The organism is Desulfosarcina alkanivorans (assembly GCF_009688945.1).
GTDB classification, from domain to species: Bacteria; Desulfobacterota; Desulfobacteria; order Desulfobacterales; family Desulfosarcinaceae; genus Desulfosarcina; species Desulfosarcina alkanivorans.
In genome coordinates, this window is the sequence record NZ_AP021874.1 from 1,550,588 (window position 1) to 1,571,139 (window position 20,552).

Sequence of the window (20,552 nt, forward strand, 5' to 3'; positions counted from 1 at the left end):
CGGCTTGTGCTGCTGACAGGGCTTTTCATGGCTATGGCCGGTATCGGGGCCTACCTGGCCCTGACCCTGATCATCAAGGGCGCGGACACCGTGGTCGTCCCCGACCTGGTGGGCAAGGATGTGCTTTACGGGCTCGAAATCCTTTCGGACCTGGGGCTCAATACCCGCGTCAAAGGAACGGCCTACCATGACCAGGTGCCCAAAAACCATGTGATCGACCAGGATCCGGATCCCGGTGCCGCCATCAAACGGGGGCGTGACGTCAGGATACGGGTTTCCCGCGGTCCCCAGACCATCGTCATGCCCAATCTGACCGGCCTTTCCCGCCAGCAGGGCGAAATCCTGCTGGCCGAAAACGGCCTGTGCCAGGGGGCGGTCGCCGTCATGGCCAGCTTCCGGCACACCGCCGGCCGGGTGATCTCCCAAACCCCGCAGCCCGGTACAACCGTTTCCCGCCACACCTGCGCCGACCTGATGGTCAGCCGGGGACCGCCCTCCCCGGCTTTTCCCATGGTGGACCTGGCCGGTTTTACCCTGGAGGCAGCCATTCGCCGACTGGAACAACTGCAGCTGACGGTGGGTAAAATCCTGGCTGTCCGCAGGGCCGGCCCGCAGTTGGATACGGTCGTGGACCAGCTGCCGCTTGCCGGATATCGCGTCATCCCGGGCAGTCCGGTGGACCTGACGGTCAACCGGTCCGTCGACGGCAGGCATTCCGGCGATCCGGGAAAAGCCGATCAGGTGGAACTGTTCCGGTTCTCCCTGGAAAACGGATTTTTAAAAAAACGCGTGCGGGTCAAAATGATCCAGGCCCGGTATTCGCTGGACCTGCTGGATGATTTTATGTCGCCGGGCCAAGAAATCTGGCTTTTGGTTCCCAAAAATGGTAATCCCACGGTACTTGTCTATGTGGATGACCAGTTGATGGAAACCCGGATAATGAGCGCCCGCTGAACGACCCGGGTTACACCGGAATACATTCCGAGCCCCTCGGATTTCCTGAACATGAAAATGAGGTAAAAATGAAAGCTATTGCACCGTCGATTTTATCGGCAGACTTTTCCAGGCTGGGAGACGAAATTCAGGCCGTGGAAGCCGCCGGCGCCGACTGGATCCATGTGGATGTCATGGACGGCCGCTTCGTTCCCAATATCACCATGGGACCGCTGGTGGTCGAGGCGGTTCGACGATCCACCCGTCTGACCATCGACATCCACCTGATGATCGAATCTCCGGAAAACTATATCGCAGCGTTTGCCGATGCCGGTGCCGACTATATCGCCGTCCACCAGGAGGCCTGCACCCACCTGCACCGCACGGTCCAGCTGATCCGCGAACGCGGCGCCAGGCCCGGTGTGGCCCTGAACCCCGCGACGCCCGTGGAAAGCCTGGAGTGGGTATTGGAAGACCTCGATTTTGTCCTGGTCATGAGCGTCAACCCCGGTTTCGGTGGCCAGCAATTCATTCCCTCGGCCCTGGACAAGATCGCCCGCCTCAAATCGATGATCCGTGAACGGGGACTGCCCACCCTGATCCAGATCGACGGCGGCGTAAATGCCGGCACCATCGGCCGTATCTCGCAATCCGGCGTGGATGTGTTCGTGGCCGGCAGCGCCATATTCGGCAGTGACGACTACGCCGGCACCATTTCCGAACTCAAAGCCAAATGGTAACGGAGGCAATCGTGGCTGACAGCCGGCAGAACCGACATATTTTCGTGGTCCACGGCCCCAACCTGAACATGCTGGGCCAGCGCGAACCCGACCATTACGGTCACCGGACCCTGGCCGACATCGACCGTGCCATCGCGTCGAAAGCCACCGAACTGGCCCTTCAGGTGTCGACGTTTCAGTCCAACCACGAGGGAGAAATCGTCGACGCCCTCCAGGGCGCCGTCGGCCGGGCGCAGGGGCTGATCATCAATCCTGCCGCTTACACCCACACCAGCGTGGCCATCCGGGATGCGGTCCTGATGCTGGATGTCCCCACGATCGAGGTGCATCTGTCCAACATTCACAAACGGGAATCGTTCCGGCACCGGTCCTTCATCGCCGACATCGCCACCGGACAGATCACCGGCCTGGGGGCATCGGGATACCTGTTTGCCCTGGAGGCCCTGGCCCGGATGATCGCCTGACCCCCATGGCCGCTGATTTTAAACAACAATCGTTGTGGGACGATGCCCCCCCTGCCGCAAAGAATGCGTTTGAGCTGCAATCGTCGCTTGAGCGGCGGATCCTTCGCGGCCTGATGGCCGAATGGGAAAATGCGCGATGGCTGCTGCCCGATGCGCTTCGGCAGGCGGTCACCAAACCGGTTCTTGCCATTCGGGATATGCCGGGCCGGTTGGGCTGCTGGAATCCTGCCAAACGGGAAATCACCCTGGGCCGGGAAATCGTCAGCGGGGGTCGCTGGGATGATCTCAAGGAGGTGCTGCTCCACGAAATGGCCCACCAGGTGGCCCATGAAGGGCTGGGGGCCGCATCCGAGACCGACCATGGGGACGGATTTCGGAAGGCCTGCGCCCTGCTGCGGGCCAATCCGGCTGCCTCCGGCACATACCGGTCCCTGCGTGAACGCCTGCACCACGGTGAGGACATGGAGGACCGGGATCGCATCGTGGTCAGGATTCACAAGCTCATGGCCCTGGCGGAAAGCAGCAACCCCAACGAGGCGCATGCCGCCATGCGCAAGGCCCACGAACTGATTTCACGCCACAACGTACGCCTGATCGGTCAAAAGGGCCCTCAGGAATACCACAGCATGTTCCTGGGTGCGCCCCGTCTGCGCCATTTTCGGGAGTCCTATCACCTGGCCCACCTGATCCAGAATTTCTACTTCGTCCAGTGCATGTGGATCCAGGCCTGGGTGGTGGAAAAGGAAAAAATGGGACGGGTGCTGGAAATCAGCGGGACCCGCAAAAACATCACCATCGCCGAATACGTCCACGATGCCCTCTGCCGCTATATCGACTCGGCCTGGGAGGCGTATCGACGGGGCAAAAGCCTGAACCGATACCGCAAAACCGATTTTGCCGTCGGCATCATCGAAGGGTTTTCGACCACGTTGCAGCAGGCATCCCCATCGGCCCCCCGCAGGGACGGCGGCGACCTGCCCGTCTGCATCGAGGACGGCGCCCTGACCCGATACGTCGCCCGGCGGTATCCCCACGTACGGTCCTGCAGAAAAAAAGGAACCGGGCACGACCCCCGGGTGCTGGCGGACGGAACTGAAAAAGGGAAGCAGTTGGTGATCGCCAGGGGCATCACCCAAAACGACGGATTCAAGGACCGCAGACTGGAATACCACCGGCAGGAGTAGGCCTGCCGATTCGCGGCATCGGAGGAAATATGTGATGGAGACGCTGGCCCCGAAGGAGGAAAAACCCGTTCATGTGGTCACCATCGGCGGCGGCAGCGGCCAGTATGCCCTGTTGTCCGGCCTGAGAAACCTGGCGGGAATCCGCATCAGTGCCGTCGTCTCCATGATGGACAGCGGCGGCAGCACCGGTCGGCTCCGCGACGAATTGGGGACCCTGCCTCCCGGCGATATCCTCAAGTGCATCCTGGCCCTGTCCCCCCACCAGGAAACCGCCCGTGCCATCTTCCAGAAACGATTCAAGAAGGACCGGCGCCTCAAGGGACACAATGCCGGGAACATGCTCCTGACCATGCTCTCCCGTTACACCGGCAGTTTTCCGGCCGGCGTGCAGGCACTGGCCGAGATCCTGGATGTCAGGGGAGAAATCCTGCCGGTCACCATCGACCGGGCCACGCTGGTCGCCGAACTGACCGACGGCAGCCGCATTTTCGGTGAAAGCGCCATCGACACCCCCCGCGGCCACCAGCGTGAAACCATACGCGATGTCTACCTGGTCCCTCACCACAGCGACGCCATCACCGTTTTCCCGCCGGTGCTGGATGCCATCGCCGATGCGGACTATATCATCCTGGGACCGGGAGACCTGTTTACCAGCATCATCCCCAACCTCATCGTTCCCGGACTCAAGGAAAAACTGAAAACCGTGTCGGCGCCCATTTATCACGTGGTCAACATCATGACCAAATTCGGTGAGACGAACCATTTCCAGGCCTGCGATTTCATTGCGACGCTGGAGGGGTTTACCGGGCGGAAGATATCCGGCGCCATCGTCAACAACCGCCGGCCCGATGACCGTCTGCTGGCACTGTATCGACGCCAGAAATCCGATTTTGTCGATATCGGCCTGCCAACCCCCGGGTGCCCGCTGATCATGGAAGATCTCCTGGAAACCTCCGGTGACGTCATCCGCCACGACCCCCAGAAACTGGCCGGCCTGATCGCCGGCATCATTTCCGGCGCACACCGCCCATAGCGGTCTTCGGACCTTGCGTCTTGAAGCACGCCCTTCACCACGCGATGGTATATGCGATTCACTGACGGCCCGCTGTCAGACGTGGTGATCCACGACCGGAATCCATGAAGGGCAAGGGCTGCAGGAATCGAAGAAGCCAACGCGGGCAGGGAGGTTGCTCAACGGGCGGTTATTGGAGGGAGGCGGCCCGCCTGTTGAATATTGCCCGGGCGAGGGTCAGATCGTCCGGTGTCGTGATTTTGATATTCTCCCGGTCGCCGGGCACCACGGTCACCGCTTCCCCTGCAAATTCAACCACCGAGGCGTCATCGGTGGCGGCAAAGCCGTTCTGGAGAGCCAATTGGTGGGCCCGCCGGATCAAGCCGATGGAAAAGGTCTGGGGGGTCTGGGCCAGCCAGATCTGCCGACGGTCCAGGGTCTCGCGAATCACGCCGCTTTCATCCACCCGCTTCAGGGTATCCGTGGCCGGTATGGCCGGAATGCAGGCACCGGTAAGCCCGACCCCGGCGAGGCAGGCGTCGATGAGAGATGCACCGACAAACGGCCGCACGCCGTCGTGGATCATGACGATACCGTCGGAATCGCCCAGGGCTGCCAGCCCGTTCAATACCGACGTCTGCCGCCGGGAACCGCCGGCGACGACCTGGACATCGTGCGCCAGGTTCAACGGCGCCACGATATCGGCACGGCAATGATCCAGGTCCCCGGCAGGCACCACGAGAAGAATCCGGTCCACAGTGGAACAGGCGTCAAAGGCCGCCAGCGCGTGGGCGACGATGGGCCGGCCGCCCAGGGCGAGATACTGCTTTTTCACCGAGGATTTCATGCGGGAACCGCTCCCGCCGGCAACGATGACCGCCGATATCATTTCAGGTAGCTCAATTCCCCGGGAAGCGGCACGCCTTTGCCCATGGTGTCTTCCCCGTAATTGACACCGGCCAGGATCTGGATGTCGGCCAGTGCGCGGATGTCGCCTTCAAAGGTCACCTCGGAGATCTTCTCCTTCTGGATTTTTCCGCCGGCCCACTGGATGTCCAGGACACTGCTGGCGTCGAATCGGTCTTCACCGACCACCAGTTCCACCTGCCCGCCGAAATGCTGGACGATCTTGGCGACCAGAAGACTGGGCCGGCTGTGGAATCCCAGCTTGACCGGGATCCCCACGGTAATGGACGACCGTTCGATGTTTTCGTTGAGAATCTCCCGGGCCAGCTTCTTCCCGGAGTTGAGGTAGTGGCAGGCATAGTAAAGCCCGTAGTTGATGGTGCGATCCATCAGTTTCACCGGGTCCACAAGGGAGGCCAGCTTGTCCTGGACCCGCTTGTAGGTGTTCTTATAGCCGGCTTCATGAAGATGGCGTTCGTAAAAATGAAGCAGGCGCCCCATCATCTGGAGCAGGTGAAAGACAATCGAGAAATAACTTCTCAGGGATTTTAACTTTCGGTCGCCAAAACGAAACCCGCCATGAATCACATAGGTGTCAAAAGAGGACTGCAGGTTATGAACCAGCATTTCGAAACGGCGGATCTGAACCTCGTTTACCTTTTCGGGCACCAGGGCGGCCATCTCATCGTCATCGTAAGGCTCGTAAAACCCCATGGGATCGAAACTGGCTGCAATGGAAAGGAACTCGCTGGCAATCTTGACGATATTGCGTTTTTGAACATCTTTGGCGTCATCGTCGATGTCATATTTGAGCATTTCACCGGTTGTGATGCCGGGGAAATCCTCAGGCCCGAAACTGTCTGACGGCATGGCGATATTGAGCCGCGACGCCTCGTCGATAATCACGGGCGCCAGGTTCCGCAGGGCATCATTCAAAAAGTTGAGGGTGGCCTCCCCCTGCTCACGAAATACCTCGATGTCAGGAATATCATAAAAAATAAGCCTGTTCAGGATATGTTTCTGGCAGTATACCCCGAGGCTCAGGTGCCGGATCGTGGCACATAGCTCCCGGTACAGGTACCAGTCCTCACTGTTCTTGGCGCCGTGGAAATCAAGAAAGTCCTCCAGTACCTGGGAGGTGCTGATCAGTTTGGAGTACAATTTTTTGGTGAATACGTGATCGGGAGTCTGCTGGTTGGAGATATAAAGGCAGCATTTGAGGTAGTCCGATGAGAAAATTCTGACCTTTTCAGAATAAGAGATTTCACAGAAAGGGTCGTTCACGATACACTCCGTTCCTTTACCGGGTAAAAGATGGTGTCCGGTCGATCATCGCCAGCGGACAATTTGTTTTTCCTGGATTTTCTGGAATAGCGATTCCCGCCGGCAAATGGCAGAGTCCGGTAGGAGTCAGGGCCGGGAACTGCCATTTTCGGTGGGATGACGAGATAACGGCCGGAGCAGCCCGTAAGCCGAATTCTGTTCCCCCGGCCGGTTACCCGGAGCGGGGGCGACGATCATTCATCTGGGATGCCGATTGCCCGGCACCTCGAGCGACCTACCCGGAAGCTTGGACGGGCCGCCCTCTAACGCTTCCCTATTTGGTCTTGCACCGGGTGGGGTTTACCCAGCTTCTCCGGTCACCCGGAGAACTGGTGCGCTCTTACCGCACCGTTTCACCCTTACCCTGCCTGAGCGGCAGGGCGGTCTGCTTTCTGTTGCACTTGCCTTCGCGTCACCGCGACTCCACGTTATGGAGCACCCTGCCCTGTGGTGTTCGGACTTTCCTCCAGCCCCTGCAAAGGAGCCAGCGATCGCCTGGTCTGCTCCGACCGTTATTCGCCGTCTCTGTCTTTCCAATAAATAATCCGGTGGCAATGGGGGCAGAATCGGAGCTGATCAAATCGCTGGAGTTCATTGAACAGCTGCGCCGGAATGTTCATGTGACACCCCATACAGATGGCTCCCTGAACGGGCACCACCGCCATGCCCCTGACTTTTTTTTTCACATCATCCAGGATGCTGATCATTTTGGGATCCGCCTTGGCACTGATCTCCATCTTCTTGTCGTTCAATGTGTCGACGGCCTGCCGTTCGTCCTGCTCCCGCGCCGTGAGCGACTCCTTCTTTTCCCGGCACGACTGAATGAACCCATCCAGTTGGGCTTCTTTTTCATTTACCGCCTGTTCGGTGGATTCGATTTTTTCCAGTTGTTCGAGCATGCGGTCCTCAACGCCTGAATTCATCTTTCGCAGATCTTCTATTTCTTTCAGGATCGACTGGTACTCTTTATTGGTTTTGACGGCACGCAGCTTCTCGTTGCTTTTAACGATCATTTCCCGATTGGCCTTGGATTCGGATTCCATCTCTCGATAGGATTTTCTCAGGTCGTCAAGAAGCTTTTTTTCATCAGCGATCAGCGTCTCGCGTTCACTCGCTTCCTGATCCAGAGAGGTAACCTGGCCACTCAGTGCGTCGAGTTGCCGCCTGGCTAGAAGAATCTCCCGTTCAACCCCCTGGACTTCGACGAGGATGTTAATCTGTTCTGCAATATTGCTCATGGCAGCCTTTCTCTTTCTTGCGTTTCACAGGTAATGAAATGGGTCCGTTTCCGTGTCGGCGGCTTCCACGGTAGCCGACAGACCCGCGGCCTTCAAGGCGTCCCGGATGTATCCCGCCAGAACATCGACGATCAGGTGTTCGGAGCCGAAATGACCGATGTCGATGAGCCCGATGCCCGCCTGCTGGGCATCTCTGGCCGTGTGGTACCCCAGATCCCCGCTGACATAGGCCTGGGCACCCGAAGCGACGGCCGCAGCCATCAGGCTGGCGCCGCTGCCCGAACACACCGCGACCGTTTCCACCGCCACGTCCGGCTGGCCGACCACCTTGACCGTCGACAGATTCAACGCGGCTTTCAGCCTGGCGGAAAAGGCTTCCAGTGCAACGGGTGACGGCAGCTGCCCCACCCGCCCCAACCCGGTCTGGTGGTCCCGGACGGCAAGGGGATAGACATCATGGGCCATGGTTTCATAGGGGTGGACTTTTTTCAACGCATCCACCACTGTGCCCAGGTTATTTTGCGCAACGATGATTTCGATGCGCGATTCCTTGACTTCCGAAAGGGTGTTGCGTTTTCCAACGGCAGGCGTGGCGTCGCCGTCCGGCCAAAAGGTACCCACGCCTTCGGACCGGAAGGTACAGCACCGGTATTTGCCGATACGGCCTGCATCCAGCGCAAAAAGGGCGTCAAGCATCGGGCGCACATGAGTCAGAGGAACAAAGATCACCAGTTTGACCATGTCGACATCGACAGGGCCGCCAAGTGCACGAAGGTTCCCCAGTCCCATCTTAGCGGCGAGGATATCGTTGACGCCGCCCGGCACGCTGTCCAGGTTGGTATGGGCGCTGATTATGGCCAGCCGCCGGGATAAGGCCGTTTCAACAATCCGGCCCTGGGGCGTCCCGCAATCAATGCGTTGGAGCGGCTTGAAAAACAGCGGGTGATGGGTCACCAATACGTCCACATCGTTCTCACAGGCATCGGCCACCACCTCGGGAAGCGGATCGAGCGCCGTCCATATCTTTTTGACGGGCCAGGCCGGATTTCCCAGTTGGAGCCCGACATTATCCCATGATTCGGCCAGCCGGGAAGGCGCCAAGCGGTCGAGGATCCGGATAATTTGAGCGACGGTACCTGTCATGCCATGTTCCTTTTAATGGGCAACTGCCCGGCAAAGGGCATAAAAAAAGCGCGGTAGCAGGAATCTCACCACGCCGAATCGCCTTATTTCCTCAATCGTGCCGTACCTTGAGGCCTCCGGGCGTTTGGGTTTGACGAACGGCGCCGGAGTTCTTTTTTAAAGTGGGCCCACCTGGGATCGAACCAGGGACCGACCGGTTATGAGCCGGTGGCTCTGCCAACTGAGCTATGGGCCCGTATCAGGGTGACAGCGATCGTTTTCCTACCGCCGTCATGATCGTTTGTCAAGCAGATGGACGTCTGTTCGTCTCCTATTAATTGTCGATAAAACTTTTCAACTTCCGGCTGCGGGTCGGATGGCGAAGTTTTCTCAAGGCTTTGGCCTCGATCTGCCGGATACGCTCACGGGTGACGGTGAAATCCTGCCCGACTTCCTCGAGGGTATGATCCGCCTTCTCGCCGATACCGAACCGCATGCGCAGCACCTTTTCCTCACGGGGCGTCAACGTGGCCAGAACCTTTCGGGTCTGTTCGGCCAGGTTCATGCTCACCGCGGCTTCGGACGGCAGCATGAATTTCTTGTCTTCGATGAAATCACCCAGATGGCTGTCTTCTTCCTCACCGATAGGGGTTTCCAGGGAAATGGGCTCGCGGGCGATTTTGAGCACCTTGCGCACCTTGTCGATGGGAATCTCCATCTTTTCGGCAATCTCTTCCGGGCGGGGTTCGCGGCCGAACTCCTGGACCAGGTAACGGGACGTGCGAATCAGTTTGTTGATGGTCTCGATCATGTGCACCGGTATGCGTATCGTTCGGGCCTGGTCCGCAATGGCCCGGGTGATGGCCTGACGAATCCACCAGGTGGCGTAAGTACTGAACTTGTATCCCCGGCGATACTCGAACTTGTCCACCGCCTTCATCAGCCCGATGTTGCCTTCCTGTATGAGGTCCAGAAACTGGAGACCACGGTTGGTGTACTTCTTGGCAATGCTGACAACCAGCCGGAGGTTGGCCCGGATGAGCTCGCTTTTGGCGAATTTGGCCCGCATGCGGCCTTCATCGACACTGGCCATGACCCGTTTGAGGTTCCGGTTGTTGGCTTTGAAATCGTTTTCTTTCTCCACCAGCTGCTCGTTCAGGGATTTCATATGGCTGAAAATCCGCCCCAATGACGCTTCATCGAGGGTCGACTGCCTGGCAGCCCATTCCATGAACCGGGTTCTGGCACTCATGTGGTCCCGGAATTCCCGGATCGTTGCGCCGAAAGCCTCGGCAGTGATGGCCACCAGTTTGTTCTGGGCATCGAACCAGTCGATGAGCCGGCGTATGTGCGCTTCAATTCGGTCAATGACCCCGCCTTCCAGTCGCCAGCTCTTGAGCAGTTCGAAAATTTTATTGTTGCGCCGCATGATGCATCGCCTTATCCGGCGGGCCTCATCGGGGTCCAGCGCTTCAGAAAAAATGCGTTCGCGGTATTCACGGTTTTCATCATCTATCGTGCGGATCGCCCGGATGGTTTCCAGAAAGTTTCCGATCTGAACCCGTTCATCCACGTATGCATCGCCTTCGTCCACATCGCGCAATACATGCTTTGGCCGAAGGGCCCCTTTTTCAATCAGGTCCCCGAATTCAAGGATGTATTTGACGCCCAAAGAGGTCTCCAAGAGCGCTTTGAGGACATTCTGCTCACCTTCTTCTATTTTCTTGGCAATTTCCACCTCGCCTTCGCGACTGAGCAGCGTGACCATGCCCATTTCCCGAAGGTACATTTTTACAGGGTCGGTCACGGATCCAAAATCCGATACCGACACCGCTTTGTTCAAGGCATCTTTCTTTTCGAGGGCTTTGTCTTTGCCGGTCAGCCCGTCCTGTTTTTCGATAATTTCGATGTCCATGTCATCGAACATCATCAGGGTATCGTCAATCATCTCAGAGGACATCATCTCGCTGGGAAGGGCCTTGTTGATCTCGTCATAGGTCAGGGACCCCTGTTCTTTTCCCTTTTCGATGAGGGCCTTGAGCACCTTTTCATCCTTCTTCCTGGCCGCGTTCGCTTCTGTTTCCGATTTTACCTCCCGTGCATCGGCGCCACCAGCGACCTCACCACCGGCCTCGACTTTCTTCCGGGCCGATTTCTTCCCAGTCTGGGTGGATGTGCCGTTGCGCTTTTTATCGGATTTTTTGGTCATTCCTTTTGCCTCCTGGAACCAATCAGGATGCCAGTCGTCCATGAATGGCTGCCTGTATCCTGAAGATCGTTTTGTATTCCCATGTCCGGCGGCGTCGTTTCGCGGCCGACATATGTCATGGGCAGGGCGGTCAATGGGTCGATCCGCTTTGTTTTTCCACCGTTCGCCTGGCCTCATGCTGTTTTTCACGCAACAATGCGGCCAGGAGGTTAACATCGCCACTTTTTTCAGCGGCTTCGATACGTTTCAACAATGCCTTGTCCCGGCGGCGGATGCTGTCTGCAAACTGGTTGATCAGGCTCGTACAGCCATCCCTGTCCCAGTGTTCATCGGTTAATGACAGACGCGCGACCACCGCTTTCTTTCCAGGGTCTTCCCACCGGGACAACAGGCCGGCAATGTCGCCGCCGGCTCGGGCGAAATGGGCAACGATATCTTTGCCGATTTCCGCCAGCGCCGGATCCGTGAAATGATCCATGAGCCGTCGCCGCTCTATATCGGCGATCATCTCCGGGAACTGAAGCATCATTGCAACCATTTGTCGTTCCAGCCGATAGGTTTCCCCACGAACCGGTGCCGGTGGGGGCGCATTGTCCCTATCCTGCCGGCCCTTCATCCAACCTGCCCGGGCAGCGGCTGGGGCCGCATGCCGGATCTTTTGCAGAATAACCGTTTCATCCACGCCGATTCGCTCTGCCAGGTGCTTGACCCTCAGGGAACGGGCTACCGGATCACCTATGGCATGGATGGCTGGTTTCAATTCATTGACGATGCGAACCTTGCCGTCGATGGTCAGCCCATGATTCTCGATGGCCGTTTCCATCATAAACGGAATCATTCCCATGGACGCTTCCGCAGCCTTCAAGAAATCATCAGGACCAAAGGCCATGAGAAACGAATCGGGGTCATGGCCTTTGGGCAAAACCAGAATCCGCGCCGCCAGCAGTCCTTTTTGAAAAACCGCCACGCTGCGCTGAGCCGCCTTGATGCCCGCCTGGTCCGAATCGTAGACCAAAATGGCCTTGCCCCCCTCCCCCACGAATCCCTTCAGAAGCTGAACGTGCTCGGCCGTCAGGGACGTGCCAAGGGTTGCCACCGTGTTTTCGATGCCGAACTGGTGCATGGCCAGCAGGTCAAAATACCCTTCAACAACGTGTACGGTCCGGGTTTCCCGGCAGCGCCGACGGGCCCGGTTCAATCCGTAAAGGGACCGGCTCTTGTTGTATACCGGTGTCTCCGGGCTGTTCAGGTATTTGGGCAGTGAATCGTCCATCACACGTCCACCGAACCCCACCGGCTGATTCTGCTCATTGAAAATGGGAAAGATGATTCGGTTCCGAAACCGGTCGTAGTGCCCCACGCCTTCTTTGCGGGGAGCGAACAGTCCGGCCTGGAGGGCCATCTGGGGAGGCTTCTTGTGCGACTGGAAATACCGCACCAGATGATCCCAGCCGTCCGGTGCAAACCCCAGCTTGAATTCGTCGATCGTCTTCCTTGTCATCCCCCTTTTTAAAAGGTATGCCTTCGCCTGTTTGCCACGCGCTTCCGAAAGCAGGCAGTCGTGATAAAAAGACATGGCTCTGTCGTTAAGCGTTAGTATCGTTTCCCGTTCCGTCAACTTTTTTTTCTCGAGAGGAGACAGATTCCGCGTGGGAAGATCGATCGCGTAGCGTAGAGCAAGAGCCCTGGCGGCTTCGGGAAAGGTAAGGCCACCTTGTTTCATGAGGAAACTGAACACATTGCCGCCGGCGCCGCATCCAAAGCAGTAAAAAATCTGTTTGTCCGGACTGACGGTGAAGGAGGGGGTCTTTTCGGCATGAAAAGGGCACAGCCCCACATAGTTACGTCCTGCACGACGCAGAGATACGATCTCCGATACAATCTCAACAATATCGGAAGCATTCTTGATCGCTGTAATTTTTTCGTCAGGAATGTACGCCGCCAAGAAAAGCCGCCTCCATTTCAAATGGATTCGGGTTCGATCAAGCTCCGGTGGACCTGGGCCATCCTCTACACGAAGACGGTCACGGGCCGGACTGGCGGTGAAAAAAGCGCCTGAACGCCTGGACTGCGCCTGTAGCTACCTTGTACATAGGGCCAACCTTTTTTAAATTAATCAATCTAATTCCCCGGAGCCATTTTGTCAATATATAGTAGCCACTTTATGGAAAAACACCGGATATCCGGATTTGCATTGCGCATTTCCGGTAAAACCGGGTTATCCGATCCAGGCGCAGGGCCCCGCGCAGCGGATTAAAGCCCCATCCCCCGAACGGCAGACTAAAGGATTCCCTTCGAGGATCGCACGCCGTTACGGTCTGCGTCGACGAGCACCGCCTGCTTGAGTGCACGGCCCACGGATTTGTATACCGCTTCAAGCACATGGTGCTCGTTTGCCCCGTATTTAACGTTGATGTGCAGGTTCATGCCGCCCTTGACGGCAAAGGCCCTGAAAAACTCTTTGGCCAGCCCCGGGTCGAACCGTCCTGGAGATTCCAGTGCAGTGGGCACATGGTACACCAGAAATGGCCGGTTGGACAGGTCAATGGCCACTTCCGCCAGCGCATCGTCCATGGGGGTCACTGCAAATCCGTATCGGCGGATGCCGAACCGATTGTCCAGGGCAGTGGATACGGCCTCTCCCAGAACCAGCGCCACATCTTCAACGGTGTGGTGGTAATCCACGTCCAGGTCGCCGTTGGCCAGAACTTCCAGGTCAAATCCGCCATGGACGCAAAACAGGGTCAGCATGTGATCGAAAAACGCGATGCCGGTGTTGATATCGGCCGCACCCTGCCCGTCCAGATCCAGTTCAACCCGAATCTGGGTCTCCGATGTTTTTCGTTCGATCCGGCACGTCCGGGTCATGGCGGTTCTCCTTGGTAAAGATAGGCATTCGTTGGTTTTTGGCTGACCGTGAGGCACATGCCGGCGACAGCGCACAATTTCTTGACCGTCGCTGCACACGCCGGCTCAGCGGTCATCGCTGGTATCACCCGTGTTGTCAATGAGGATCATCTGCGCTTCCGGGATTTTCTCCTCCTCGGGAATCATTTCTCTGAATCGCTCAAAATCCAGGCGCCGCTCGATCCTGACCTTGAACCGGGCGTTGTTTTTGATGCTTCGCCGGTCGAAGCCGCTTCTGCGTTGCCGACCGGAACGGACATCCGGCACCGTCGGCCGTTCGGGGGACAACCGCCGGTCGAATTGTCGCCGGCGACCGCCATAGTCGATAATTCGGGGTTCTTTTATGGATTCGGGCATGGCTGCAACAGGCGGTCCTGTTGTCGGCGAGGGACCGACAGGACCCGATAGGGTTGAAATATTCCCTGGTCTATCCACGCATGCAACCCAAGAACGCCCCCGAGAGGCAGAAACGTCTTGCCGGGATTCCTGCGGGACGTCTGGTTTTACATCAGAGGTGCCCGTGTCTTGCCCCCCCACATCGCGGGACACCCAATCGACCACTTTCGGAAGCCATATTACCCTGAAATTTAAATGAAAGCAAGCCTTCGACCCATGGTGGCCAGATTGGCGCCATCACTGGAAACGCCCCAGGAAATAAGAGGCCCTGGTCTGTCGTCCACGGCAGGGGTCTCCCGGTCGGAAGAAATCTGCGGATGGGCGTCTTCGCGTCAGGAGGCCTTAAAACGGGGAAGCAGGCCCGCATCACTTCCTCACGTTCAGCCCTTTCAGGTCCGCCCTGAGCCATGATCCGACATTTCCGGATGGACACAAGGGGAAAGGCATGCTTATATTCCGGGTTCAATTTTGATGTTCATCCATCGATCAGACGACATCGCGCGTCAGCCTGTCAGCTGGATGAAAACGCCATTCATGCGCCTCGTGCCAAGCACGATCAGCGCTCAGCCAAGGAGAGGTAATGAAGCGTACAGGCCCCATAAAAATGACGGACGCCTTCAAGCAGGCGACCGACGATCAGGATAAAGTTCTGCGGCCCGAAGAGACCGTGGCCAGGGTCAAACAGCGGATGACGACCATGGATTTGAAAATTCTGGACCGGACCACGCGAATTGACAACGGCCGGCTGGATATCCCTGTCTTCTTCAGCACCTGCGGCCATGATGCCCGGGCCGTCATCGGCACCAAGAAGCAAATGGGAAAGGGCGCGACCCCGGCCCAGGCTGAAGCCAGCGCGGTGATGGAGCTGGCCGAACGGTTTAGTTTTTTCAGCTTCTACCAAAACCACGAGCACACCCGGCTGGGAACCGCCGCGCAGTTTGCCGACAACGCCATCTCCTTTGACCAGATCGCCCGTTCGGTGCACGACGAATCCGGGGATCTGGAGGTCTCCAGACAGATTTTTGACTCCCTCCCGTTGAGATGGACCGGTGCCTGGAGCCTTACCCGGGAGAAAGAGGTGATGGTGCCGCTGGACTGGTTTTATGCCATCAACGCCTTCAACGGCCCTTCGGCCGGCAACTGCGTGGAAGAGGCCTTGAGCCAGGGCATCTGTGAAATCGTCGAACGCCACGTCTCTTCGGTAATCAGCCGCGGGCAGATTTCCACACCGCTGATCGACCCGGCGTCGTCAACGGACCGGCTGGTCCGGCAGATGCTGGCCAAGTATGATCAAGCGGGCATCCGGTTAACCATCACCGATTTTACCCTGGATATGGGAATCCCTTCCGTGGGGGTTCTGGCCTACGATCCGGACTCGTTCCCAGCCAAAAGCGAAATTGTCTGGACGGCCGGCACCACCCCCGGTCCTGAAAAAGCCCTGAGCCGGGCCCTGACCGAAGTCGCCCAGCTGGCCGGCGATTTCAATTCCGGCTCCAACTACGTGGCCTCGGGCCTGCCCAAGTTCACCCGGCTGGAAGATGCAGACTATGTGATCAACGCCCCCGGCCCCATCCGTCTGGCCGACCTGCCCGATATTTCAAACCCGAATATACGCAATGAGGTGGAAGCCTGCGTCCAGGCCCTTTCCCGAAGGGATTTGGAAGTACTGGTGGTCGACACCACGCACCCCCAGCTGGCCGTGCCGGCCTTCTACACCATCGTACCGGGCACCCATTTCCGGGAGCGCGCCGCCGGCACCAGTGTGGCCATGTTTGCCGCCAAACTGACCATGGAACGTTTCGGAACGGATGAGGCCATCGGCAGGTTGTTGGAGATGGAGCGATTGCTGCCCGGCAAATATTTCATCCAGTTCTACCTGGGCAACTGCCACTTGGAGCGTAACGATCCGGAAACGGCGCTGTCCCATTTTTCCAGGGCATTGGACCTTTCACCGGCAGATCAGGATATTCCCAGCATATACTCTTACATGGGCGTCTGCCACAAGGAAAGGGGCGACTATGCCGAAGCCCTTGCCGTGCTGGCCAAAGGAGAGGCCCTGGATCAGGAAAGAACCGACATCTATAACCTCATGGGATTTTGCCACTTCATGCGCAAGGAGCACGAAGCCGCCATCCACAATTTCGAAAAAGTCATCGATCTGGATCCCGGTTCGGCCATCGATTATGCCAACATCGCCTCCAACTACCGGGACATGGGGAAAAAAGACGAGGCGGTCCGGTATTACCGGCTGGCCCTGGAACTGGATCCGTCCATCGATTTTGCACGGGACAATCTGAACCGGCTAACCGGTGAAAACTGACGACGGAGGACCGACGTCCGAAATCTGACCGCCTTCGGCTGATCGCCGGTTTCCGGACGATTATGTTCACTCGGCAACGTGATCTTTTCTCATAGGCGCCTTGCCATATTTAATTTGCCACCTTAACTTAAACCGCAAGTAAAACCCGCATGAACATGAAAGGAGGCAGCTATGACCAAAGCAACACTGACCGTCCCCAATATTTCCTGTGGCCACTGCGTGTCGGCCATCGAAAACGAACTGACCGAAATGGAAGGCGTCAACTCGGTCAAGGCGGACGCGGAGGATAAAACCGTCACCGTCCAATGGGACGCCCCGACAACCCTTGAGCGTATCCGCGCCGCCCTGACCGAAATCAATTACCCGGCCCGGACATGAGCCGCCAGACCGTCATTCTTCCCATTACGGGGATGACCTGCGCCAACTGCGCCATGAACATCTCCCGCGGCCTCAAAAAACTCCCCGGCGTCAGCGAGGCCAATGTCAACGTTGCCACCGAGCAGGCATCGGTGGTCGTCGATCCCGATTCTGCCTCCACGGGTGATTTGATCCGGCAGGTCGAAAAAATGGGTTTCGCGGTCACCTCGGCCCGCATCGATTTTCCAGTCACCGGAATGACCTGCGCCAATTGCGCCATGAACCTGGAGCGCGCTTTAGGGAGAAAAGTGCCCGGAGTGGTTGCCGCCGCCGTCAACTTTGCCGCGGAACGGGCAACGGTCGACTATCTGCCTTCCATGGCAACCCCTGACGATTTGGCAGCCGCAGTCGCAAAGGCTGGATTCGGGGCCCTGATCGATGCCGATGGGGCCCCCGAAGACGCGGAAGCCCGGGCCAGACAGCGGGAAATTCGTGAACAGACACGCAAATTCCGGATCGGCATCGCTTTTGCCCTGCCCTTGTTTGTAATCAGCATGGCCAGGGATTTTGGCCTCACCGGACCGTGGAGCCACCAGCCGTGGATGAACTGGCTTTTCCTGTGCTTGGCCACACCGGTCCAGTTTTATACCGGCTGGGACTTCTATGTGAGCGGCCTAAAAAGCCTGCGCAACAAAAGCGCGAACATGGATGTGCTGGTCGCCATGGGGTCTTCCACCGCCTTTGCCTATTCCCTGGCCGTGCTGCTGCTTCCCGGGTTGGGCGGGCATGTCTACTTCGAGACCTCGGCGGTCATTATCACCCTGATTAAAATGGGCAAACTGCTCGAAGCTCGCACCAAGGGAAAAACCGGCAGCGCAATCCGTAAGCTCATGGGGCTGCGCCCCAAAACCGCCACGGTAATCAGGGATGAAAAGGAATACGAAATCCCCATTGACAAGGTGTGCGTCGGTGATGCCCTGCTGGTCCGACCCGGCGAACGCATCCCCGTAGACGGCCAGGTGACCGATGGCGCCTCGTCCGTGGACGAATCCATGCTCACCGGTGAACCGATCCCGGTTGACAAAAAAGCCGGTGACACGGTGGCTGCCGGAACCATCAACGGCCAGGGGATCATCGGCTTCAGGGCCACCCGGGTGGGTCGGGAAACCGCCCTGGCCCAGATTATCCGCCTGGTGCAGGAGGCCCAGGGCAGCAAGGCCCCCATCCAGGCTCTGGCCGATCGGGTCGCCGCCGTGTTCGTCCCGGCCATCATCCTGATTGCCGTTCTGGTTTTCATCGTCTGGTGGGTCGCCGCCGGCGACTTTGTGACCGCCATGATCCGGATGGTTGCCGTCCTGGTCATCGCCTGCCCCTGCGCCCTCGGTCTGGCCACCCCGACCGCTATCATGGCCGGCACCGGCAAGGGTGCCGAACGGGGCATGCTCTTCAAAAACAGCCGTGCGCTGGAGGAAGCCACCCGGTTGACCACTGTCGTTCTGGACAAAACCGGCACCGTCACCGAAGGCAAACCGGTGGTCACCGACCTGGTCCCCGATACGGACGGCGGCGTAACAAGCGAGGAGCTCATGGTGCTGGCAGCGTCTGTGGAAAAAGGATCGGAGCACCCCCTGGGTCGGGCCATCGTCCAAAAAGCAAAGGAATCCGGTCTGACGCTGGTGGCGCCGAAGGCATTCCAGGCCCATGGCGGTCACGGGGTGACGGGTCAGGTCAAGGGGCGCGCCATCAGGGTCGGCAAGCCCCACTGGTTTGACGGGCCTTCCGGAATGATCTCCAGAGAACTGGCCGGAAGAATCGTGGATTTTCAGTCCCAGGGGAAAACCGTCATGGTGGCCGGTGAAGCGGATCGTCTGCTGGGGTTGATCTGCGTGTCCGATCAAATCAAGGCCGACTCCCCGTCGGCCATAGCCGGGCTGAAACGGATGGGCCTGGAAACCGTGATGCTCACCGGAGACAACCGCCAGGCGGCCGAAACCATTGGCCGCCAGGCCGGTGTGGATCACGTGGAGGCCGAGGTGCGGCCGGAAGACAAAGCGTTGCGGGTCAAAGGACTTCAGGCGACGGGAAAAACCGTGGCCATGGTGGGAGACGGTATCAACGATGCACCCGCACTGGCCCAGGCCGACGTGGGGTTCGCCATCGGCACGGGCACCGACGTGGCCATCGAAACGGCGGAGGTGATCCTGTCGGCGGGGTCGCTCACCGGGGTTCCTCGGGCCATTGCGCTCAGCCGGGCCACCATGGCGACCATCCGCCAGAACCTCTTCTGGGCCTTCTTCTACAACGCCGTCCTGATCCCTGTGGCCGCCGGCGCCCTCTACCCCGTAGAGAGCCTGCCCATGATGCTGCGGCAACTGCACCCCATCCTGGCCGCCCTGGCCATGGCCTTTTCAAGCATATCGGTGGTGTCCAACAGTCTCAGGCTTTATCGGACAAAAATAGCTGATAGCTGATAGCTGCCGACCAGGGCGTTCATGGCGGGGCAAGGCAGAACTTCTTTTTTTCTATGCGCTTCGCGAGAGCAGCTCGTCGGCCAGATCATTGTAGTCGATGGCACCATGGCTGCTGCGGCGGTAGAACACCACCGGCCTTCCCACCTCGGCACTTTCGGCAATCGTGGTGTTGTTGCGAATGGCGGTATCGAACACCAGGTCGCGATACCGTTCGTCGGTTTTCAGCCGGTCCATGACGACATTGGCCACCCGGGTGCGCAGGTCCACCAGGGTGGGAATGATGCCCGATATGAACAGTCCGGGATTGATCTCTTCACGCACCGCATCCACGGTGTCAAACAATTCGGCGAGGGCACCGAATGCATAGGGGTGGGTCTGACAGGGAACCAGCACCTCCGAAGCAAACGAGAAGACATTGACGGTAAGCAGAGAAAGGCTGGGTGGGGTATCCATCAAAATAAAATCGTAACGACCGGCAACCGGAGCCAGGGCATCCTTCAGCCGGTTTTCACGACCTTCGGCGTCGACCAGTTCCACTTCGGCGCCGGAAAGATCCACATGGGAGGGAATCAGGTCCAGCCCCTCCCACCGGCTGGTCACCACCGTCTCCTCAACCGCCTTTCGGCCATTGTTCATGATCAGGTCGTAAACCGAAGGAAGGTCGTCGTCAGGGACAACGCCCAGCCCTCGGGTGGCATTGGCCTGCGGGTCCATGTCCACCACAAGGACGGACTGGTTGGCCAGGGTCAACGCTGCCGCCAGGTTGATCACCGTCACGGTTTTTCCCACGCCACCTTTCTCGTTTGCCACCGCGATTGCTCTGGTTTTCTTTTGGGCCATCCCGTCTCCCCTCCGTTGTATTGTTGGTGTTCGTCCAGAAACAGGCGAATTTGGCCGAGATCAAGGCGGGCGAAAAATTTTACCGCAGGCATATGGTCGATATTCCGAGGATAAAATTTTGAGCGCAACG

17 protein-coding genes, 1 tRNA gene and 1 other RNA gene are annotated in these 20,552 nt (G+C 58.3%); 8 read left to right on the forward strand and 11 right to left on the reverse strand.

The window, feature by feature from the left end:
• The first annotated feature begins 27 nt into the window (after positions 1–27).
• The 5 genes from DSCA_RS06825 (at position 28) to DSCA_RS06845 (ending at position 4,354) form a co-directional block, all read left to right on the forward strand.
• Entirely contained in the window at positions 28–954 is a 927-nt protein-coding gene (locus DSCA_RS06825; RefSeq protein ID WP_167527643.1) for a PASTA domain-containing protein, read from the forward strand.
• A 68-nt stretch (positions 955–1,022) separates the two neighbouring features.
• The gene (gene rpe, locus DSCA_RS06830) at positions 1,023–1,673 is read left to right on the forward strand and encodes a ribulose-phosphate 3-epimerase (protein WP_155315712.1); all 651 of its coding nucleotides are present in this window, start codon (positions 1,023–1,025) and stop codon (positions 1,671–1,673) included.
• Positions 1,674–1,684: 11 nt separating this feature from the next.
• Positions 1,685–2,137: a type II 3-dehydroquinate dehydratase gene (gene aroQ, locus DSCA_RS06835; protein ID WP_331457150.1), complete on the forward strand. Its 453-nt coding sequence runs from the start codon at positions 1,685–1,687 to the stop codon at positions 2,135–2,137.
• A 5-nt stretch (positions 2,138–2,142) separates the two neighbouring features.
• Positions 2,143–3,321 (forward strand): DUF2786 domain-containing protein, encoded by a 1,179-nt coding sequence (locus DSCA_RS06840; protein WP_155315714.1) that lies wholly within the window; start codon positions 2,143–2,145, stop codon positions 3,319–3,321.
• Between the two features lie 34 nt (positions 3,322–3,355).
• Positions 3,356–4,354, forward strand: a complete 999-nt coding sequence (locus DSCA_RS06845; protein WP_155315715.1) for a gluconeogenesis factor YvcK family protein — start codon at positions 3,356–3,358, stop codon at positions 4,352–4,354.
• Positions 4,355–4,523: 169 nt separating this feature from the next.
• Here the strand turns inward: DSCA_RS06845 and ispD are convergent, their stop codons facing one another.
• The 10 genes from ispD to DSCA_RS06895 all read right to left on the reverse strand — a co-directional run bounded on the left by ispD (position 4,524) and on the right by DSCA_RS06895 (position 14,395).
• Positions 4,524–5,222, reverse strand: a complete 699-nt coding sequence (gene ispD, locus DSCA_RS06850; protein ID WP_155315716.1) for a 2-C-methyl-D-erythritol 4-phosphate cytidylyltransferase — start codon at positions 5,220–5,222, stop codon at positions 4,524–4,526.
• Positions 5,219–6,523 (reverse strand): HPr family phosphocarrier protein, encoded by a 1,305-nt coding sequence (locus tag DSCA_RS06855; RefSeq protein WP_155315717.1) that lies wholly within the window; start codon positions 6,521–6,523, stop codon positions 5,219–5,221. Before DSCA_RS06855 ends, ispD begins: the two co-directional genes overlap by 4 nt.
• Before the next feature lie 169 nt (positions 6,524–6,692).
• Positions 6,693–7,069: RNase P RNA component class A (rnpB, locus tag DSCA_RS06860), an RNA gene on the reverse strand.
• Between the two features lie 5 nt (positions 7,070–7,074).
• The gene (locus DSCA_RS06865) at positions 7,075–7,800 is read right to left on the reverse strand and encodes a zinc ribbon domain-containing protein (RefSeq protein WP_155315718.1); all 726 of its coding nucleotides are present in this window, start codon (positions 7,798–7,800) and stop codon (positions 7,075–7,077) included.
• Positions 7,801–7,824: 24 nt separating this feature from the next.
• Complete coding sequence (locus DSCA_RS06870; RefSeq protein ID WP_155315719.1) at positions 7,825–8,943, reverse strand: Nif3-like dinuclear metal center hexameric protein; 1,119 nt, start codon at positions 8,941–8,943, stop codon at positions 7,825–7,827.
• 162 nt (positions 8,944–9,105) lie between these two features.
• A tRNA-Ile gene (locus tag DSCA_RS06875) sits at positions 9,106–9,178 on the reverse strand.
• A gap of 78 nt (positions 9,179–9,256) precedes the next feature.
• Positions 9,257–11,131: an RNA polymerase sigma factor RpoD gene (gene rpoD, locus DSCA_RS06880; protein ID WP_155315720.1), complete on the reverse strand. Its 1,875-nt coding sequence runs from the start codon at positions 11,129–11,131 to the stop codon at positions 9,257–9,259.
• A gap of 130 nt (positions 11,132–11,261) precedes the next feature.
• Positions 11,262–13,076, reverse strand: coding sequence for a DNA primase (gene dnaG, locus DSCA_RS06885; RefSeq protein WP_167527645.1), 1,815 nt, complete (start codon positions 13,074–13,076; stop codon positions 11,262–11,264).
• A gap of 335 nt (positions 13,077–13,411) precedes the next feature.
• Positions 13,412–13,999 carry an imidazoleglycerol-phosphate dehydratase HisB gene (hisB, locus tag DSCA_RS06890; protein ID WP_155315722.1) on the reverse strand — a complete coding sequence of 196 codons (588 nt, stop codon included), beginning with the start codon at positions 13,997–13,999 and terminating at the stop codon, positions 13,412–13,414.
• A gap of 105 nt (positions 14,000–14,104) precedes the next feature.
• A complete protein-coding gene (locus DSCA_RS06895; protein ID WP_155315723.1) occupies positions 14,105–14,395 on the reverse strand; it encodes a hypothetical protein in 291 nt (96 codons plus the stop codon).
• Positions 14,396–15,014: 619 nt separating this feature from the next.
• On the opposite strand from DSCA_RS06895, the gene DSCA_RS06900 reads away from it, so the two are divergent.
• The 3 genes from DSCA_RS06900 (at position 15,015) to DSCA_RS06910 (ending at position 19,582) form a co-directional block, all read left to right on the forward strand.
• Positions 15,015–16,754 carry a YcaO-like family protein gene (locus DSCA_RS06900; protein ID WP_155315724.1) on the forward strand — a complete coding sequence of 580 codons (1,740 nt, stop codon included), beginning with the start codon at positions 15,015–15,017 and terminating at the stop codon, positions 16,752–16,754.
• Between the two features lie 171 nt (positions 16,755–16,925).
• Positions 16,926–17,132: a heavy-metal-associated domain-containing protein gene (locus DSCA_RS06905; RefSeq protein WP_155315725.1), complete on the forward strand. Its 207-nt coding sequence runs from the start codon at positions 16,926–16,928 to the stop codon at positions 17,130–17,132.
• The gene (locus tag DSCA_RS06910) at positions 17,129–19,582 is read left to right on the forward strand and encodes a heavy metal translocating P-type ATPase (protein WP_155315726.1); all 2,454 of its coding nucleotides are present in this window, start codon (positions 17,129–17,131) and stop codon (positions 19,580–19,582) included. The genes DSCA_RS06905 and DSCA_RS06910 overlap by 4 nt, the downstream gene beginning before the upstream one ends.
• A gap of 51 nt (positions 19,583–19,633) precedes the next feature.
• Here the strand turns inward: DSCA_RS06910 and DSCA_RS06915 are convergent, their stop codons facing one another.
• Positions 19,634–20,422 carry a ParA family protein gene (locus DSCA_RS06915; RefSeq protein ID WP_155315727.1) on the reverse strand — a complete coding sequence of 263 codons (789 nt, stop codon included), beginning with the start codon at positions 20,420–20,422 and terminating at the stop codon, positions 19,634–19,636.
• Between the last annotated feature and the right edge of the window lie 130 nt (positions 20,423–20,552).

Excerpts from the sequence above, each read along its gene's own strand:
- DSCA_RS06825 (WP_167527643.1), top strand. The coding sequence starts at position 28 with ATGGCTATGGCCGGTATCGGGGCCTACCTGGCCCTGACCCTGATCATC.
- rpe (WP_155315712.1), top strand. The coding sequence starts at position 1,023 with ATGAAAGCTATTGCACCGTCGATTTTATCGGCAGACTTTTCCAGGCTG.
- DSCA_RS06840 (WP_155315714.1), top strand. The coding sequence starts at position 2,143 with ATGGCCGCTGATTTTAAACAACAATCGTTGTGGGACGATGCCCCCCCT.
- DSCA_RS06845 (WP_155315715.1), top strand. The coding sequence starts at position 3,356 with ATGGAGACGCTGGCCCCGAAGGAGGAAAAACCCGTTCATGTGGTCACC.
- ispD (WP_155315716.1), bottom strand. The coding sequence starts at position 5,222 with ATGATATCGGCGGTCATCGTTGCCGGCGGGAGCGGTTCCCGCATGAAA.
- DSCA_RS06865 (WP_155315718.1), bottom strand. The coding sequence starts at position 7,800 with ATGAGCAATATTGCAGAACAGATTAACATCCTCGTCGAAGTCCAGGGG.
- DSCA_RS06870 (WP_155315719.1), bottom strand. The coding sequence starts at position 8,943 with ATGACAGGTACCGTCGCTCAAATTATCCGGATCCTCGACCGCTTGGCG.
- rpoD (WP_155315720.1), bottom strand. The coding sequence starts at position 11,131 with ATGACCAAAAAATCCGATAAAAAGCGCAACGGCACATCCACCCAGACT.
- hisB (WP_155315722.1), bottom strand. The coding sequence starts at position 13,999 with ATGACCCGGACGTGCCGGATCGAACGAAAAACATCGGAGACCCAGATT.
- DSCA_RS06895 (WP_155315723.1), bottom strand. The coding sequence starts at position 14,395 with ATGCCCGAATCCATAAAAGAACCCCGAATTATCGACTATGGCGGTCGC.
- DSCA_RS06900 (WP_155315724.1), top strand. The coding sequence starts at position 15,015 with ATGAAGCGTACAGGCCCCATAAAAATGACGGACGCCTTCAAGCAGGCG.
- DSCA_RS06905 (WP_155315725.1), top strand. The coding sequence starts at position 16,926 with ATGACCAAAGCAACACTGACCGTCCCCAATATTTCCTGTGGCCACTGC.
- DSCA_RS06910 (WP_155315726.1), top strand. The coding sequence starts at position 17,129 with ATGAGCCGCCAGACCGTCATTCTTCCCATTACGGGGATGACCTGCGCC.
- DSCA_RS06915 (WP_155315727.1), bottom strand. The coding sequence starts at position 20,422 with ATGGCCCAAAAGAAAACCAGAGCAATCGCGGTGGCAAACGAGAAAGGT.